General features: G+C 64.6%; 14 protein-coding genes. 9 read left to right on the forward strand and 5 right to left on the reverse strand.

Features of this window, described 5'->3' with window-relative positions:
- The first annotated feature begins 152 nt into the window (after positions 1-152).
- A complete protein-coding gene (locus tag BMW89_RS36155; protein ID WP_092035110.1) occupies positions 153-1,418 on the forward strand; it encodes a cytochrome P450 in 1,266 nt (421 codons plus the stop codon).
- Positions 1,419-1,473: 55 nt separating this feature from the next.
- The gene (locus BMW89_RS36160; protein WP_092035111.1) at positions 1,474-2,748 is read left to right on the forward strand and encodes a cytochrome P450; all 1,275 of its coding nucleotides are present in this window, start codon (positions 1,474-1,476) and stop codon (positions 2,746-2,748) included.
- A 237-nt stretch (positions 2,749-2,985) separates the two neighbouring features.
- On the opposite strand, the gene BMW89_RS36165 is transcribed toward BMW89_RS36160, so the two are convergent.
- The gene (locus BMW89_RS36165; protein ID WP_092035112.1) at positions 2,986-3,906 is read right to left on the reverse strand and encodes a LysR substrate-binding domain-containing protein; all 921 of its coding nucleotides are present in this window, start codon (positions 3,904-3,906) and stop codon (positions 2,986-2,988) included.
- 125 nt (positions 3,907-4,031) lie between these two features.
- On the opposite strand from BMW89_RS36165, the gene BMW89_RS36170 reads away from it, so the two are divergent.
- The 4 genes from BMW89_RS36170 (at position 4,032) to mdlC (ending at position 8,937) form a co-directional block, all read left to right on the forward strand.
- Complete coding sequence (locus tag BMW89_RS36170) at positions 4,032-5,201, forward strand: acyl-CoA dehydrogenase family protein (RefSeq protein WP_092035113.1); 1,170 nt, start codon at positions 4,032-4,034, stop codon at positions 5,199-5,201.
- A 10-nt stretch (positions 5,202-5,211) separates the two neighbouring features.
- Positions 5,212-6,312: a CaiB/BaiF CoA transferase family protein gene (locus BMW89_RS36175; RefSeq protein WP_092035114.1), complete on the forward strand. Its 1,101-nt coding sequence runs from the start codon at positions 5,212-5,214 to the stop codon at positions 6,310-6,312.
- Between the two features lie 15 nt (positions 6,313-6,327).
- Entirely contained in the window at positions 6,328-7,173 is an 846-nt protein-coding gene (locus BMW89_RS36180) for an HTD2 family dehydratase (protein ID WP_092035115.1), read from the forward strand.
- A 141-nt stretch (positions 7,174-7,314) separates the two neighbouring features.
- The gene (mdlC, locus tag BMW89_RS36185; protein ID WP_092035116.1) at positions 7,315-8,937 is read left to right on the forward strand and encodes a benzoylformate decarboxylase; all 1,623 of its coding nucleotides are present in this window, start codon (positions 7,315-7,317) and stop codon (positions 8,935-8,937) included.
- A gap of 1 nt (position 8,938) precedes the next feature.
- Here the strand turns inward: mdlC and BMW89_RS36190 are convergent, their stop codons facing one another.
- A complete protein-coding gene (locus tag BMW89_RS36190; protein ID WP_092035117.1) occupies positions 8,939-9,715 on the reverse strand; it encodes an SDR family NAD(P)-dependent oxidoreductase in 777 nt (258 codons plus the stop codon).
- A gap of 65 nt (positions 9,716-9,780) precedes the next feature.
- Between BMW89_RS36190 and BMW89_RS36195 the strand changes: the two genes are divergently transcribed.
- Positions 9,781-10,242, forward strand: a complete 462-nt coding sequence (locus BMW89_RS36195) for a MarR family winged helix-turn-helix transcriptional regulator (protein ID WP_092035118.1) — start codon at positions 9,781-9,783, stop codon at positions 10,240-10,242.
- 142 nt (positions 10,243-10,384) lie between these two features.
- Here the strand turns inward: BMW89_RS36195 and BMW89_RS36200 are convergent, their stop codons facing one another.
- A complete protein-coding gene (locus BMW89_RS36200; RefSeq protein WP_092035119.1) occupies positions 10,385-11,179 on the reverse strand; it encodes an SDR family oxidoreductase in 795 nt (264 codons plus the stop codon).
- 66 nt (positions 11,180-11,245) lie between these two features.
- Positions 11,246-11,941: a PAQR family membrane homeostasis protein TrhA gene (gene trhA / locus BMW89_RS36205; RefSeq protein ID WP_092035120.1), complete on the reverse strand. Its 696-nt coding sequence runs from the start codon at positions 11,939-11,941 to the stop codon at positions 11,246-11,248.
- A gap of 180 nt (positions 11,942-12,121) precedes the next feature.
- Between trhA and BMW89_RS36210 the strand changes: the two genes are divergently transcribed.
- Together BMW89_RS36210 and BMW89_RS36215 are read left to right on the forward strand one after the other, a co-directional pair.
- Positions 12,122-13,591, forward strand: coding sequence for a YcjX family GTP-binding protein (locus BMW89_RS36210; RefSeq protein WP_092035121.1), 1,470 nt, complete (start codon positions 12,122-12,124; stop codon positions 13,589-13,591).
- Positions 13,588-14,616: a YcjF family protein gene (locus tag BMW89_RS36215; protein ID WP_092035122.1), complete on the forward strand. Its 1,029-nt coding sequence runs from the start codon at positions 13,588-13,590 to the stop codon at positions 14,614-14,616. The genes BMW89_RS36210 and BMW89_RS36215 overlap by 4 nt, the downstream gene beginning before the upstream one ends.
- Before the next feature lie 186 nt (positions 14,617-14,802).
- Here the strand turns inward: BMW89_RS36215 and BMW89_RS36220 are convergent, their stop codons facing one another.
- Entirely contained in the window at positions 14,803-16,368 is a 1,566-nt protein-coding gene (locus BMW89_RS36220) for a glycosyltransferase family 39 protein (protein WP_092035124.1), read from the reverse strand.
- Positions 16,369-16,637: the final 269 nt, after the last annotated feature.

The raw sequence follows: 16,637 nt of genomic DNA on the forward strand, positions 1-16,637 counted from the left end.
GCTCATCCGGGCTACACGCCCCCTCTCGCAAAGGTTGGATGTGGCAAAACTCTCCCTTGCCCCGGCGCAGACAACGGGCTGTAATTGCAAACCAAATACCGCAGCGCAGAATTCATAAAAAGGCGCGCGAGGGAACGTCAGGGAGAACGGTCATGCACGGGACTATCGAAAGCGCGGCCAAGCTCGACGCATTGCGCGAGCGCGCATCATCACTGCCGCTGGAGCAGTTCGATCCGGGCGATCCCGAATTGTTCAGGACCGATACGTTCTGGCCCTATTTCGATCGCCTGCGCCGCGAAGACCCCGTGCACTATTGCAAGGATTCGATGTTCGGGCCGTACTGGTCAGTGACGCGCTACAACGACATCATGGAGATCGAGACCAACCATTCGGTGTTCTCCTCGGCCTCCTCGCTCGGCGGCATCACCATCCGCGACATCGACCCGGATCTGCGCCGCGAGAGTTTTATTTCGATGGACCCGCCGCGTCATGCCGCGCAGCGCAAGACCGTGGCGCCGATGTTCACGCCGACGCATCTGGACAATCTCGCGCTCAACATCCGCCAGCGCTCGGCCGAATGCCTGGACAACCTGCCCGTGGGCCAGGTGTTCGACTGGGTCGACCAGGTCTCGATCGAGCTGACCACGCAGATGCTCGCGGTGCTGTTCGATTTTCCCTGGGAGGACCGCCGCAAGCTGACGCGCTGGTCTGATATCGCCACCACCATTCCCGGTCCCGACGGCGTGGTCGCGACCGAAGACGAGCGTCAGGCCGAGCTTGCCGAATGCGCCGGCTATTTCGCGCGGCTGTGGAAGGAGCGCATCGCGCAACCGCCGAAGAGCGACCTGCTCTCGATGATGGCGCATGGCCCCGCCACGCGCGACATGGATGCCAGGAACTTCCTCGGCAATCTCGTTCTTTTGATCGTCGGCGGCAACGACACCACCCGCAACACCATGTCGGGCGCGATCCATGCGCTGAGCCAGCATCCGGAAGAGTATCGCAAGCTGCGCGCAAACCCCGCGCTGATCGACAGCTTCGTGCCGGAGGTGATCCGCTGGCAGACGCCGCTGGCGCATATGCGCCGCACTGCACTTGCCGATTTCGAGTTCCGCGGCAAGCAGATCAAGAAAGGTGACAAGGTCGTGATGTGGTACGTCTCGGGCAACCGCGACGAAGAAGTGATCGAAAAGCCCTACGATTTCATCATCGACCGCGCCCGCCCGCGCACGCATATCTCTTTCGGCTTCGGCATCCACCGTTGTGTCGGCTTGCGGCTTGCTGAACTCCAGCTCAAGATTATTTGGGAAGAGATCCTCAAGCGATTCGACCATATTGACGTGGTCGGCGAACCCAAGCGGGTCTATTCGAGTTTCGTGAAGGGCCTCGAGACGCTGCCGGTGAAGATTACGGCGTGAGTGATCTCCCTTTCCCGCGAGCGGGAAAGGTTAGAAACCAACTGGAGCTATCACCATGAACATTCAGACTCCGGTCAAAACCGACAAGGCCGAACGCATGCGCAGGGCCCGCGAGGAAGCCTATGCGACGCCGCTTTCGCAATTCCACCCCGGCGCGCCCAGGCTGTTCCAGGACGACACGCTGTGGCCGTGGTTCGAGCGGCTGCGCAAGGAAGAGCCGGTGCATTACTGCACCAATGCGCCGATCGAGCCATATTGGTCGGTGGTGAAATACAACGACATCATGCATGTCGACACCAATCACGGCCTGTTCTCCTCGGACTCGACCCTCGGCGGCATCGGGATCCGCGACGTGCCGGAGGGCTATGACTGGCCGAGCTTCATCGCGATGGACCAGCCCAGGCATTCGTCGCAGCGCAAGACGGTGTCGCCGATGTTCACACCGACGCATCTGGACGAGCTTGCAAAACTGATCCGCCAGCGCGCCGAGAGCGTGCTCGACGATCTGCCGCGCAACGAGACCTTCAATTTCGTCGAGCGCGTCTCGATCGAGCTGACGACGCAGATGCTGGCGACCCTGTTCGACTTCCCCTGGGAAGAGCGGCGCAAGCTGACGCGCTGGTCCGATGTCGCGACCGCGCTTCCCAAGAGCGGCATCGTTGCCTCGGCGGAAGAGCGCCGCCGCGAGATGGACGAATGCTACGCCTATATGTCGAAGCTGTGGAACGAGCGCGTCAATTCCGACCCGCGCAACGATCTGCTGTCGCTGATGGCCCATAGCGACGCCACGCGCTTCATGGACCCCGACAATCTCATGGGCAACATCATCCTGCTCATCGTCGGCGGCAACGATACCACGCGCAACACCATGACCGGCTCGGTGCTGGCACTGAACGAGAACCCGGACCAGTACGACAAGCTGCGCGCCAACCCGGAGCTGATCGATTCCATGGTGCCGGAGGTGATCCGCTGGCAGACGCCGCTGGCGCATATGCGCCGCACCGCGCTTGCCGACACCGAGATCGGCGGCAAGCAGATCAAGAAGGGCGACCGCGTCGTGATGTGGTACGTCTCCGGCAACCGCGACGACGAGATGTTCGAGCAACCGAACGATTTCATCATCGACCGCCCGCGCCCGCGCACGCATCTCTCCTTCGGCTTCGGCATCCACCGCTGCGTCGGCATGCGGCTGGCCGAGTTGCAGCTCAAGATCGTCTGGGAGGAGATGCTGAAGCGCTTCGACCGGATCGAGGTGGTCGGTGAGCCCAAGCGGATCTATTCGAGCTTTATCAAGGGATATGAGTCGCTGCCGGTGCGGATTCCGGGGTAGACGCGCTCACTACAAGCGCCGCGCATCCAACTCTATCCCCTCACCCTGAGGAGCGCGCTCTTCGCACGCGTCTCGAAGGGCGAGGCCGGGAGCCGGGCCTGCATCCTTCGAGACGCGCGAAGACGCGCTCCTCAGGATGAGGGGAGACAGCTCCCCCAGCTATAAAATTTCGGCATGACAGGTCGCGCCAGATGCGAAGGCAAGACGGCGCCTGACTGTTCTAGGACATCAACGCATCTAACTCAACTTGATGTCCCAAACCCCTTCCTTGCGGCAGGCGGCGACTTCCTCGCGCAAGAGCGTTGTGACGGCCAGCGAGGCCGTCGAGGCCGGGCGGTCGATCGGAGAGGCGAAAATGAGCTCGCGCGTCATCGGCTTCGAGACAATTGCAGTTTCCAGCCGTCCCTCCGCGACCTCGCCGCGGACCGACGAGGGCGGCAAGAGCGCAAAGCCGAGCCCCTCCTCGACCAGGCTGGTCAGCACGCGAAACGAATCTGCTTCGAGCTGGACGTTGAGCTTGATCTTGCGCTGCGCGGCGGCGTGCTCGATCAGCGCGCGGAGGCCGTGCGAATGACTGGGCAGCACCAGACGCTGCCGCAGCAGCCAGCCGATGTCGACGCTCTTCTTGCGCGCGAGACCGCAGCCGCGCGGGCCGACAGCGACGATGTTGTCGCGGCCGAGGCTCTGCACATTAAGATGCAGATCGGCGGAACGGCCGTAGAGGATGGCGAGATCCATCTCGCCGCGATGCAGCCATTCGACGATATGGCCGCTGTAGCTCTCGACGATGCGCAGCGAGATGCCGGGATATTTTTCGACGCAGCGCCGCGCAAAGCGCGCCGACAGCACGCAGCTCACGGTTGGAACGAGGCCAAGCACGACCTGGCCCGACGGCGGCCCCTTGACCGACTGGATGTCGTCGCGGATCTGATCGAGTTGCCGCACGATGCCGGAGGTGCGCGCCAGCAACAAGTGCCCGGCCTCGGTCAGCACCATGCCGCGGCCGTTGCGGGTGAACAGCTCCACGCGCAGTTCGTGTTCCAGCAGCTTGATCTGCCGGCTCAGCGCCGGCTGCGCCACGCGCAACGTGTCGGACGCCTTCGAAAGGCTGCCGAGCTCCGCCACGCAACTGAAGGTCCTGAGCTGCCGGAAATCCATGCTTGCCAATCCTGGAAGGCTACTTCATACGCTATAGCAAATGAGCATAGGGGGCTGGCGATGTTTTCACAACGCCAGAGGATTGGCCGGCGTTATCTTAACTGCCGCACCCAACGGGAAACGCCATGAGTGAAGATCACCACACCGAAGATCACGCAGACATCCGCGAAGCCGTCGCAAAACTCTGCGCGCAGTTTCCCGGCGAATATTGGCGCAAGCTCGATCGCGAGATGGCTTATCCAAAAGCCTTCGTCGACGCGTTGACTGAAGCCGGTTATCTCTCGGTGCTGATCCCCGAAGAATATGGCGGCGCGGGCCTGAAGCTTTCGGCGGCAGCAGCGATCCTCGAAGAGATCCAGCGCGCCGGCTGCAACGGCGGCGGCTGCCATGCCCAGATGTACACGATGGGCACAGTGCTGCGGCACGGCAGCGATGAGCAGAAGGCGAAATATCTGCCGAAGGTCGCCAGCGGCGAATTGCGGCTTCAGGCGTTCGGCGTCACCGAGCCGACCAGCGGCACCGACACGACCTCGCTGAAGACTTTTGCACGCAAGGACGGCAATGCCGGCTACATCGTCAACGGCCAGAAGATCTGGACCAGCCGCGCCGAGCATTCCGACCTGATGCTTCTGCTGGCGCGGACCACGCCGAAGGACGAGGTCAAGAAGCGCACAGACGGTCTGTCGGTGTTCATCGTCGACATGCGCGAGGCCAAGAACAAGGGCCTTGAGATCCGCCCGATCCGCACCATGATGAACCACGCCACCACCGAAGTGTTCTTTACCGACATGAAGGTGCCGGCGGAGAATCTGATCGGCGAGGAAGGCAAGGGCTTTCGCTACATCCTCTCCGGCATGAATGCCGAGCGCATTTTGATCGCGGCCGAATGCGTCGGTGACGCCAAATGGTTTATCGCCAAGGCCTCGAACTACGCCAAGGAGCGCACGGTGTTCGGCCGGCCGATCGGCCAGAACCAGGGCATTCAGTTCCCGATCGCCAAAGCCTACGCCGCGATGCGCGCGGCCGAATTGATGGTGAAGGAAGCGACGCGGAAATACGAGGCCGGGCTCGACTGCGGCGCGGAGGCCAACATGGCGAAAATGCTGGCGGCCGATGCATCGTGGGAAGCGGCGAATGCCTGCGTTCAGACCCATGGCGGCTTCGGCTTCGCCGAGGAGTACGACGTCGAGCGCAAATTCCGCGAGACGCGGCTCTATCAGGTGGCGCCGATCTCGACCAACCTCGTGCTGTCCTTCATCGCCGAGCACGTGCTCGGCATGCCCCGCTCGTACTGAGGCAGCAATCATGGGCGCACTTGACGGGATCAGGGTAATTGCGGTCGAGCAGGCGGTGGCGGCGCCGTTCTGCTCCTCGCGGCTGGCGGATGCCGGCGCGGAGGTGATCAAGATCGAGCGGCCCGAGGGCGATTTCGCCCGCGGCTATGATGCGGCGGCCAAGGGCCAGAGCAGCTACTTCGTGTGGCTCAACCGCGGCAAGCAATCGGCGGTGGTCGATCTCGCAACGAAAGAAGGCTGCGCCGAGCTGGAGAAGCTGATCGCCGGCGCCGACGTGCTGATCCAGAACCTCAAGCCGGGCTCGATGGACAAGCTCGGCTTTTCGCGCGAGCGTTTGCTGAAGGACTATCCAAAACTGATCTCGTGCACGATCACCGGCTATGGCGACGAGGGTCCCTACGCGCACCGCAAGGCCTATGATTTGCTGATTCAGGCCGAGAGCGGGTTGGCCTCGATCACCGGCAACCCCGATGGAGCCTCGCGCGTCGGCATGTCGATCGTCGACGTCGCGACCGGCGCCACCGCGCATGCGGCGATTCTGGAAGCGCTGATCGGCCGCGGGCGCACCGGCAAGGGCGCGGACATCCGCATCTCCATGTTCGACGTGATGGCGGACTGGTGCACGGTGCCGCTGCTCAACTCAGAAGCCGGCAATCCGCCCAAGCGCATGGGCCTGCGCCATCCCTCGATCGCGCCCTATGGCGTGTTCACGTCCAGTGACGGCAAGGACATTTTGATCTCGATCCAGAGCGAGCGCGAGTGGAAGACGCTTTGCGTGAAGGTTCTTGATACCCCCGACCTGCCCGCTGATCCCCGCGTCGCCAACATGGTCGAGCGCGTGCGCAATCGCGACTTCACCGACACGACGGTCGCGGATGCCTTCGGCAAGATGACGCGCGACGAGTTGTTGAAGCGGCTGTCGGATGCCGATATCGCCTTTGCCGAGGTCAACACCATGGCCGACCTCACCAACCATCCGCATCTGCGCCGCATTGAAGTGGACACGCCGCAGGGACGGGTCAGCTATCCCGCACCGGCGCCGATCATCGTCGGTGAGACCCGCGCTTACGGCGCCGTGCCCGCGATCGGCGAACGACCTTCCAAGAAATAGCAAGAGCGAGGCGTCATGACCGAGAAGCTCGACATCGATCACTTGCGGCAATGGATCGGCCGCAGCACCGAGGCCACCGACATCGTCACCGCACAGCTCGTCATGGGCCTGCGCGCGACGCTGTTCCAGGAGGTCGGCGAACCCAAAAAGGGCGATGCCGCGCCGCTTACGGTGCATTGGTGCCTGGCGCAGCCGGTGTTTCCGATGTCGATGCTCGGGCCCGACGGCCATCCGACCCGCGGCGGCTTCCTGCCGCCGGTGCCGCTGCCGCGCCGGATGTGGGCCGGCGGCGAGATCGAGTTCTTGCAGCCGTTGCAGGTCGGCGATGAATCGACGCGGACCTCGCGCATTGCCGACGTGCAGGTCAAGACTGGATCGACCGGCACGCTGTGTTTCGTCTCGGTCGAGCACAGCATCTCCTCGCCGCGCGGCACGGCCATCCGCGAACGGCAGGACATCGTCTATCGCGAGATGACGACCACGCAGGCTGCACCTGCAAAGGCTCCGCCGCCGACGGCGCAGCACCGCGAGACACATGTGTCGGATCCGGTGCTGCTGTTTCGTTACTCCGCGCTGACCTTCAACGGCCACCGTATCCATTACGACCGCGACTACGTCACCAAGGTGGAGGGCTATCCGGGCCTGATCTTCCACGGCCCGTTGCAGGCGGCGCTGATCATCGAGATGGCGGAGAAACTTCGCGGCGGCAAGGCGCCGAAGAAGTTCACCTATCGCGGCTTGCAGCCGTTGTTCGAGGGCACGGAGTTTTCCGTCAACGCCAACGAGACCGAGGCGGGCATGGAGCTGTGGACTGCAAATGCGGAGGGGCAGCCGACGATGAAGGGCACGGCCGTGTGGTGATATACTCCTGCTAGACCCTCACCCTGAGGAGCGCGCCCCTTCGCGCGCGTCTCGAAGGGCGAGGCCACCAGCCGGGCCTTCATCCTTCGAGACGCGCGAAGACGCGCTCCTCAGGATGAGGAATAAAAAGGGACGGAAACGATGTCGAAGAATGGCAAAGCCACGAGCAAGTCCGTCACCGTCAAGCAGGCGACCCTCGACCTGCTGCGCTCCTTCGGCATCAGACGCGTGTTCGGCAATCCCGGCTCGACCGAGCTGCCGTTCCTGAGCGACTGGCCTGACGACATCGACTACGTGCTGGCGCTGCAGGAAGCCTCCGCTGTCGGCATGGCCGACGGCTATGCGCAAGCGACGCGCAATGCCGGCTTCGTCAATTTGCACTCGGCGGCCGGCGTCGGCAATGCGCTCGGCAACATCTACACCGCGCACCGCAACCAGACGCCGCTGGTGATCACCGCGGGCCAGCAGGCGCGCTCGATCCTGCCGCTCCAGGCATTCCTCTATGCCGAGCGCGCGTCGGAATTTCCGCGGCCTTATGTGAAGTACAGTGTCGAGCCGGCACGGCCCGAGGACGTGCCGGCCGCGATCGCGCGCGCTTATTACACCGCGATGCAGGCGCCCTGCGGGCCGACCTTCGTGTCGATCCCGATCGACGACTGGGCCCATGCGGCGACTCCCATCGAGGCGCGCAAGGTCAGCCGCGAGATCGGCCCCGAACCTGATACGATGAAGGCGCTGGTGGCCGCGCTCGACTCCGCAAAACACCCCGCCCTCGTCGTCGGCCCCGGAATCGACCGCGCCGGCGCGGTCGATTTGATGGTGCGCGTCGCCGAGAAGGCGAAGGCGAGCGTCTGGGTCAGCCCGTTCTCGGCACGCTGCTCGTTCCCCGAGCGGCATCCGCAATTCGCGGGCTTCCTGCACGCCTCGCCCGCGCAGCTGTCCGATGCGCTGCGCGAGCACGACGTTGTCGTCGTCATCGGCGCGCCGGTGTTCACGTTCCATGTCGAGGGCCATGCCGCGATTTTTGATGGCGGCGCGACCATCTTCCAGATCACGGACGATCCGGATGCTGCCGCCGTGACGCCCGTCGGCACCAGCATCATCGCAACGATGAAGCCGGCCCTTAGCTTGCTGCTCGACTTGCTGCCGGAGAGCAAGCGCGCAACGCCAAAAGGCCGCACGCTGCCGCCGGCGCCACAGGCCGCCGATCCGCTGCCGGTCGACTTCCTGCTGCATTCGCTGTCGCAAGCGATGCCGGATGGCGCCTCACTGGTCGAGGAAGTGCCCTCGCACCGGCCGGCAATGCAGAAGTTTTTGCCGATGCGCGGCCAGGACAGTTTTTACACGATGTCGAGCGGCGGCCTCGGCTACTCGCTGCCCGCCGCGGTCGGCATGGCGCTGGGCAAGCCGAACAGCCGCACCGTGTGCCTGATCGGCGACGGCTCGGCGATGTACTCGATCCAGGCGCTGTGGACCGCCGCGCAACGAAAACTGCCGCTGACCATCGTCGTCATCAACAATTCCGGCTACGGCGCGATGCGCTCGTTCAGCCAGGTGATGCAGGTGCGCAACGTGCCCGGGCTGGAGCTGCCGGGCATCGATTTCGTCAAGCTCGCCGAAGGCATGGGTTGCCATGCGGTGCGGGTGAGCAAGGCGGAAGAGCTTGGCGAGGCGCTCAAGCGCGGGATGGCGTTTGAGGGCACGAGCCTCGTCGAGGTCGTGGTGGATTCGGCGGTGCCAGTGCTGTACGGGCAGAAGCATTAGGCTACGACGCTAAAAATCCCCCATCCGCTGCCAGCACATGCCCGACGACATAAGATGACGCGTCGGACGACAGCCACACCACGGCTTCCGCGACCTCCTCCGGGCTCCCCATTCGCCGCAACGGCAGGCCTGCGCTCACCGTCGCGATATCGCCGACGCCGGCGCGCAGCATCATGTCGGTAACGACGCGGCCGGGGGCGATGGCGTTGATGCGGATGCCGCGCGGGGCGTTCTCCATCGCGGCCGAGCGCGTCAGCGAGATCGCTGCGGCCTTCGAGGCCGAATAGAGCGAGAAGCCGGGATTGGGATTACGCACGCCGCTGACGGAAGCATTGACGACGATGCTGCCGCGCCCCTGCGCCAGCATCGCCGGCAGCTGATGGCGCAGGCACAGGAACAGCGCGCGGACATTGGTGTCGAACACGCTGTCGTAGATATCCATGCCTTGCTCTTCCAGCGGCGCGCGACGTTCCTGGAATCCGGCATTGTTGAAAGCGACATCGAGCCGGCCGCAACGCTGAACCGCCGTGCCGACGAGACGCGCGACGTCGTCCTCGCGCGTGATGTCGGTCTTGAGCGCGATCGCTTCCGCACCGAGTTCGCGGCACGCAGAGGCCGTCCCTTCGATCTCGGCTTCGCGCCGGCCCGCAACGATGAGCGCTTCGGCGCCTTCCGATGCCATCCGCAGCGCCGTGGCGCGGCCGATGCCGCTGCCGCCGCCCGTGACGAGGCAGACCTTGCCCCTCATCCGCTCACCGGTCGGCGAAGTTCCGCTCATGGCTCACTCCAAACCGCTTGCGCGCATATAGTTGTATGATACAACTATGCTCAGAGAGTCAAGACATGGCCGAGCTTGCACTGATTGACGACATCCGCGCCGCCTCGCGCCTGATGGTGCGCGAGCTCGGCTTCATGGATGCGACGGTGGCGGCCTCGGACTATTCGCCGTCGGCGGTGCACACGATCCTGGAGATCGGCATCCGCGGCCCGCTGACTTCAGGCGAGCTCGGCGAATTCCTGCGGCTGGAAAAATCCAGCGTCAGCCGCATGGTGCGCAAGCTGATCGATTGTGGTGAGCTGCGAGAGACACCGGATGAGCTTGATGCCCGCAGCAAGCTGATGTCGCTGACAGCGAAGGGCCGGCGCACGCTGGAGGCGCTGCATGCGTTCGGGCGGCAACAGGTGAGCGGCGCGCTGGCGGCGCTGACGGCGGCAGAGCAGCGCACCGTGCGCGAGGGGATGATGCTCTATGCGCGGGCGCTCAGGAAGAGCCGGGGGGAGGATGAGGCGGAGTCGGCGGCGTGAGACACACTCTCGGTGTCGTCGCCCGCGAAGGCGGGCGATCCAGTATTCCAGAGGCCGGCGTTAGAGACCCCGCTTTCGCACATCCGCCGCGGCGTACTGGATGCCCCGCCTTCGCGGGGCATGACAGCGTCAGGTTTGGCGGCTACTTCCCGAACTCCTCCCGCATCTTCGCCTGGATCTTCGCCATGCCGCCGATCCAGCGATCGTAATTCTCGGTCTTCTTGCGCATGTAGCCGAGCACTTGCGGATGCGGCAGGATCAAAAACGTCTCCTGATCGAGGCCGGCGAGCACGTCCTTCGCGACCTGCTCCGGCGTGAGATCGCCGTCGCCGGATTGCGGGCCCTTCGGGATCGACCGCAGCATGTTGGTGTCGACGCCCTGCGGGCAGAGGACCGAGACACGGATGTTGTGCGCCTTGTGCGAGATCGCGAGATTTTCGGCAAAGCCCACCGCGGCATGCTTGGTGGTGGAATAGGCGGGGCTGCCGACCTGCGACAGCAGGCCCGCGGCCGAGATGGTATTGAGGAAATAGCCGCCGCCGCGCGTCTTCATCCGGGGGATGAGATGCCGCGCCGCGTAGACATGGGCCATGACATGGATCGCCCAGCTCCGTTGCCACGGCTCGTCCGAATTACCGCCGGCGTTCACCGACATCGGGTCGAAGCCGCCGCCGATACCGGCATTGGAGCAGAACAATGCGATCGGGCCGAACAGCCGCTCGGTCTCCTCGATGACGTGGGAGATGTCCTTTTCCTGTGCGACGTCGCATTTGAATGCCGCGCCATCGACGGTGGCTGCGACCGCCCTCGCATTGGCGGCGTCCATATCCGCGACGACGACCTTTGCGGCACCCGCCCTGTGAAAAGCCTCGCACAGCGCCTTGCCGATGCCGTTAGCGCCGCCCGTGACGACCACGACCTTGCCGGTCACCTGCATGCGACGTCTCCTCTTGTCTTGAACCGCTTTTATACCGCGTCGCTTATTCCGTGCCGCGGTTCCTGCTCAACTCAATACGAGGTCGAGCACCGCGGTATAATGGCACGCCGCCCCCGCCAAGACAAAGGCATGCCAGATCGCATTCTGGAAGCGCAGCCGCCGCCAGGCGTGGAAGATCACGCCAAAGCTATAGAGCAGGCCGCCCGCAAGGATGAAGTCGAGCACCAGCGCAGGCAGCGCCTTGACCACGGCGTCATAGAGCATCACGCCGCTCCAGCCCATCGCGAGGTAGATGGCGACCGCGACGCGGTCGAACCGGCCGGGATAACGAAGCTTCAGCACGATACCTGATATCGCCACGCACCAGACACAGACCAGCAGCGCCAGCGCGAACACGCTGTCCTTCAGCTCCAGGATAAACGGCGTGTAGGTAGCCGCGATCAGCAGATAGATCGCGGAATGGTCGAACCGCCGCAGCGCCCATTTGATCGGCGAGACCGGCCAGAGATTATAGGTCGCCGACAGCACCAGCATCGAGAGCAGGCCGGCGACATAGATCGAGACGCCGACGATATCGATCGTGTCGGCATAGACCACCGCCAGAACCATCAGGACGGTCGCGGCAATGATGCCGGACAGCACACCGATGGCGTGGATGATTCCGTCGGCGATCAGTTCGGCGCGATCGTAGTGCCAGCCGACCGCGTCGGCCGCGGCATGAACGGAAGTGGATGCGAGCTGTTTCAGTTGGAAGACGGTCATGGCAATCCGCAAAGGTTGAGGCAATGGCCTCTTCTATGGGTGTTTCGGAACCGGCGCGTCGTTCAATCGGCTGATTTGCCGACAAAGGCGGTGGAAGTATGAAGCTTGATTTTCCCAGCGCAATTGCCACTTTTGTGAACGGCTTCACTATTCCGCCCGCCCCGAGATCCCCGCGTTCATATGGCATTCACTTTCCAGGATATGGTCGAAGAAGCGCGCCTGTCAGCCCGGGCGCTGATCGACTATGGCGAGCATTTCTTCAACCCGACGGTGCGGCTTGGGGTCACCGGCCTGTCGCGGGCCGGTAAGACCGTATTCATCACCGCGCTGATCCATGGCCTCACGCGCGGCGGCCGCTTTCCGGTGTTCGAGGCCTATTCTTCGGGCCGGATCGCGCGGGCAAATCTGGCGCCGCAGCCCGACGATGCCGTGCCGCGCTTTGCCTATGAGAACCATCTGCGCGCGCTGATCGAGGAGCGGCGCTGGCCGAGCTCGACGGTCGACATCAGCGAGCTGCGCCTCGTCATCGACTACCAGCGCCCGAACGGCGCCGACCGCACCCTGACACTCGACATCGTCGACTATCCCGGCGAGTGGCTGCTCGACCTGCCGCTGCTGCAGAAGAGTTTTGAACAATGGTCCGCCGAGAGCCTGGCGCTGTCGCGCGAGGCGCCGCGCGCGCATCTTGCCGCGGACTGGCACGCCCGTCTCGCAACGCTCAAGCCCGAGTCGCGCGAGGACGAGCAGGCGACGCTGACAGCCGCGAAGCTTTTCAGGGGCTATCTGCAAGCCTGCCGCGACGAGCGCTTTGCGATGAGCCTGCTGCCGCCCGGCCGCTTCCTGATGCCCGGCAATCTCGCCGATACGCCTGCATTGACCTTTGCGCCGCTCGACGTACCGGTCGATGGGCAGGCGCCGGAGGGATCACTGTGGGCGATGATGGTGCGCCGCTATGAGGCCTACAAGGAGGTCGTGGTGCGGCCGTTCTTCAGGGATCATTTTTCCCGGCTCGATCGCCAGATCGTGCTGGCCGATGCGCTCGCCGCGTTCAACTCCGGCCCCGAGGCGCTGCACGATCTCGAAGCCGCGCTTGCCGGCATTCTCGATTGCTTCAGGATCGGCCGCAGCACGATCCTCTCCAGCCTGTTTCGGCCGCGCATCGACCGCATCCTGTTCGCGGCGACCAAGGCGGACCATCTGCATCATTCCAGCCACGACCGGCTCGAGGCCGTGCTGCGCCGTGCCGTGACCCGCGCTGTTGCGCGCGCGGAAGATACCGGCGCACAGATCGACGTCGTCGCGCTCGCCGCCGTCCGCGCCACGCGCGAGGCTCAGGTCGCGCATGGCCGCGACAAATTGCCGTCGATCCTGGGAACACCGGCGGCTGGCGAAAGCGCCGGCGGCGAATTCTTCGATGGCAACACGGAGGTGGCGACCTTTCCGGGCGACCTGCCGCTCGATCCCGAGCCGCTGTTCAACGGCACTGATGCGTTCCGCGGGTTGTCGACTGAGGCCGCGGAGAAGAGCGATTTCCGCTTCCTGCGCTTCCGTCCGCCAAAGCTCGAGCGCGAAGGCACGAACGAGCCGACGCTGCCGCACATCCGCCTCGACCGTGCCTTGCAATTCCTGATCGGAGACAGACTGTCATGAACGACCGATCGAAGCCACGGCGGCCGGCGACGTTCCGGCTCGACGATCCCGGCGTCGTCGTCACCGAGGCCGACGAGACGGCCCGGCTCGGCCGCACCACCATTCAGATCACGCCGGAGCCCGATCCTATGGCTCTGCCGGTGCCGATCGAAGTCGCGCTTCCGGCACGGCGCGGCTTTCCCTGGGGCGCGCTGTTCTGGTCCGGGCTCGCCGGGCTGACGCTGCTCGGCACCGGACTCGGCGTCGTCCGTCTGATCGAGGATCTGTTCGCGCGCAGCGAAAGCCTCGGCTTCGTTGGCGTTGCCTTCGCCTTCGTCACCGCGCTGGCACTCGCGGTGGTGATCGGGCGTGAGGCGATTGGGCTGGCGCGTCTTGCGACCATCGAAAAGCTGCACGCGCGCGCGGCCGCCGTCCTTGCCAGCGACGACCGCAAGGAGAGCCGTGTCATCGTGCAGGACCTCCTGAAGATCGCGCACCAGAACCCGCAGCTCGCGCGCGCCCGCGCCACGCTGGAAAGCCACACCGGCGAGATCATCGACGGCGCCGACATGATCCGCCTCGCCGAACGCGAATTGATGTCGCCGCTGGATGCGGAGGCGCGGCGGCTGGTGTCGTCAGCTGCGCAAAAAGTCTCGATCGTGACCGCGGTGTCGCCGCGCGCGCTGATCGACGTGATGTTCGTGTTCGTGGCGTCGCTGCGCCTGATCCGCCAGCTCGCTTTTCTCTATGGCGGCCGCCCCGGCGCACTCGGCATGATCCGCCTGCTCCGCCACGTCATCGCCCATCTCGCCATCACCGGCGGCATGGCCGCGAGCGACAGCCTGGTGCAGCAGATGCTGGGGCAGGGCATCGCAGCGAAGCTGTCGCAGCGGCTCGGTGAGGGGATACTCAACGGGCTGTTGACTGCGCGGCTGGGTTTGGCTGCGATCGATGTCACGCGCCCGATGCCGTTTGCCGCGCTGCCGCCGCCAAAGCTGTCGGATCTTGCTACGGATTTGCTGCGGAAGAAGGACGAGGAGGAGTAATTCTTCGTGCCGCGCACTCGCTGCACCCTCGCCCCTTGTGGGAGAGGGTGGCTCGCCGCATAGCGGCGAGCCGGGTGAGGGGTTTGTCTCCGCGAACGCGGCTTTTGCCGTGTGGATAGAGACCCCTCATCCGGCGCTTCGCGCCACCTTCTCCCACAAGGGGAGAAGGAAGAGGAACTTGCCGCGCTACACGAGCTCCCGCTTCTCGAATTCCCCCGCCAGCACCTTCCACTGAAACAGCGGCGAATCCTTCGGCGGCGAGAGTTCTGGCGTCCAGCCGGTGAGCTTTTCAATCACATAGGTATCGGTCAGAATCCCGCGCCAGCGGCGCTCGACTTGACCGAGCTCCTCGCGCTTGGCGGGGATCGAATCCCACACCGGTGCGCGATTGTCCGGTTCTCGCCCGACATAGATTCCCGCGTGCCCCTTGATCCGATCTAGGCCAGGATCGGCAAATTCCTGGAAGCGGCCGCGTTCGCTGATCTCGATGACGGGCACGCGGCCCCGGAACAGCCAGCGCATCATGGCGTAGGTGCGATAGTCCGTGGTCGCGATCCAGGTCGCGCCGGTCTCATCCAGCGCCACCTGCGCACGCGCGGCGACCTGCTCGTAGCCGGCCTCGGCGCCTACAGGATCGATCTTGCCGAGAAAATTCCAGGGCGCGGCGACGTAATAGAGGAACACGATGACGACGAAGGCGATGCCCGAGATAACAGCCGTGTTGAGCCAGAACAGGCTCGACCGGATCAGCCGCGCCGGCCAGTTTTCACGCGACAGCATCACGAGGTTGACGGCTGCAGCAGCGAAGCCGACCGGCCACATGAACATCGGCCAGGTGTCGCCGACCCTGAGCGTCAGCGACTTGAAGAAGAAATAAAGGAACGGCACCAGCACCGCGGTGGACAGCAGGATCGCGACCGGCTCGCGCGTGCGAGTGCCGCGCCATGCCGTCAGCACCAGCCCTGTCAGCACCACCGGCAGCATGACGAAGCCGACGAGGCCGAATTGCAGACCGATGTAATCGCCGATGGTGCGCAGCGAGATGCCGTAATTGGCCGTGGCGCGCACGCCCTGGAAACGGAACGAAGCCCAGTCGTGCTGCGCGTTCCAGATCAGCACCGGCGAGAACATGGCGACCGCGACCAGCACGGCGAGCCAAGGATAGGGGCTGCGCAACCAGCGGCCGCGCCAGTCGGGCACCAGCAGAAACGCGGCGACCGCGGGCGCGAACATGATCGCGGTGAATTTCGACAGCATCGACAGCCCCGCGAACAGACCGGCCGCGAGCCACCAGCGTCCGTCGCCGCTCTGCGCAAGCCGCACCAGCGACCACATCATCGCCATCGCAAACGGGATCATGGCGACGTCGGGCGCGACCTTGGCCATCAGCAGGCCGTAATAGAGCGCGGCCTCCGGCATCAGCACCGCGAACATCACCGCGCGGGCATCGTGCGTGAGGCGGCGGACGATGTCGGCGAGCAGCAGCTGCGTCACCAGCATCGCAACGATGCCACCGAAGCGCACGCCGAGCACGGTGTCGCCGAAGATCGCGGTGCCAAAGCGGATGAACCAGGCGATCATGGGGGGATGATCGAGGAAGCTCAGCGCGGTCTCTTTCGACCAGGTCCAGTAATAGGCCTCGTCGGTGCGCAGCTCGATCGCCGAGGCGTAGACGATGCGCAGCACCGTCATCGCGGCAATAACCAGCACGGCGATGACGAGGGGCCGGCGCGCGGCGCCGCCGGGGGGCATGGTGATGTCAGGAGCTGTCGTCACGGCCGCGCTTTTCGCCAACCTGGGAGGGGGAGTCAATGTCGGGGTGGCGTGCCCCCGGGGGCAGAAGCCGTAGGGTGGGCAAAGCGGAGCGTGCCCACCATGAGGATTGGCGGGGACGTGACATGGTGGGCACGGCGCGCAAGAGCGCGCCTTTGCCCACCCTCATATGAGGGCTTTTAAGTCAAGCGTGCCGAACGGGGCTTGGGTATAGATCTTTGCATTTGGCGTGGAGGCGGCGCGCGGAG

This window comes from Bradyrhizobium sp. OK095, from assembly GCF_900109945.1.
Lineage (GTDB): Bacteria > Pseudomonadota > Alphaproteobacteria > Rhizobiales > Xanthobacteraceae > Bradyrhizobium.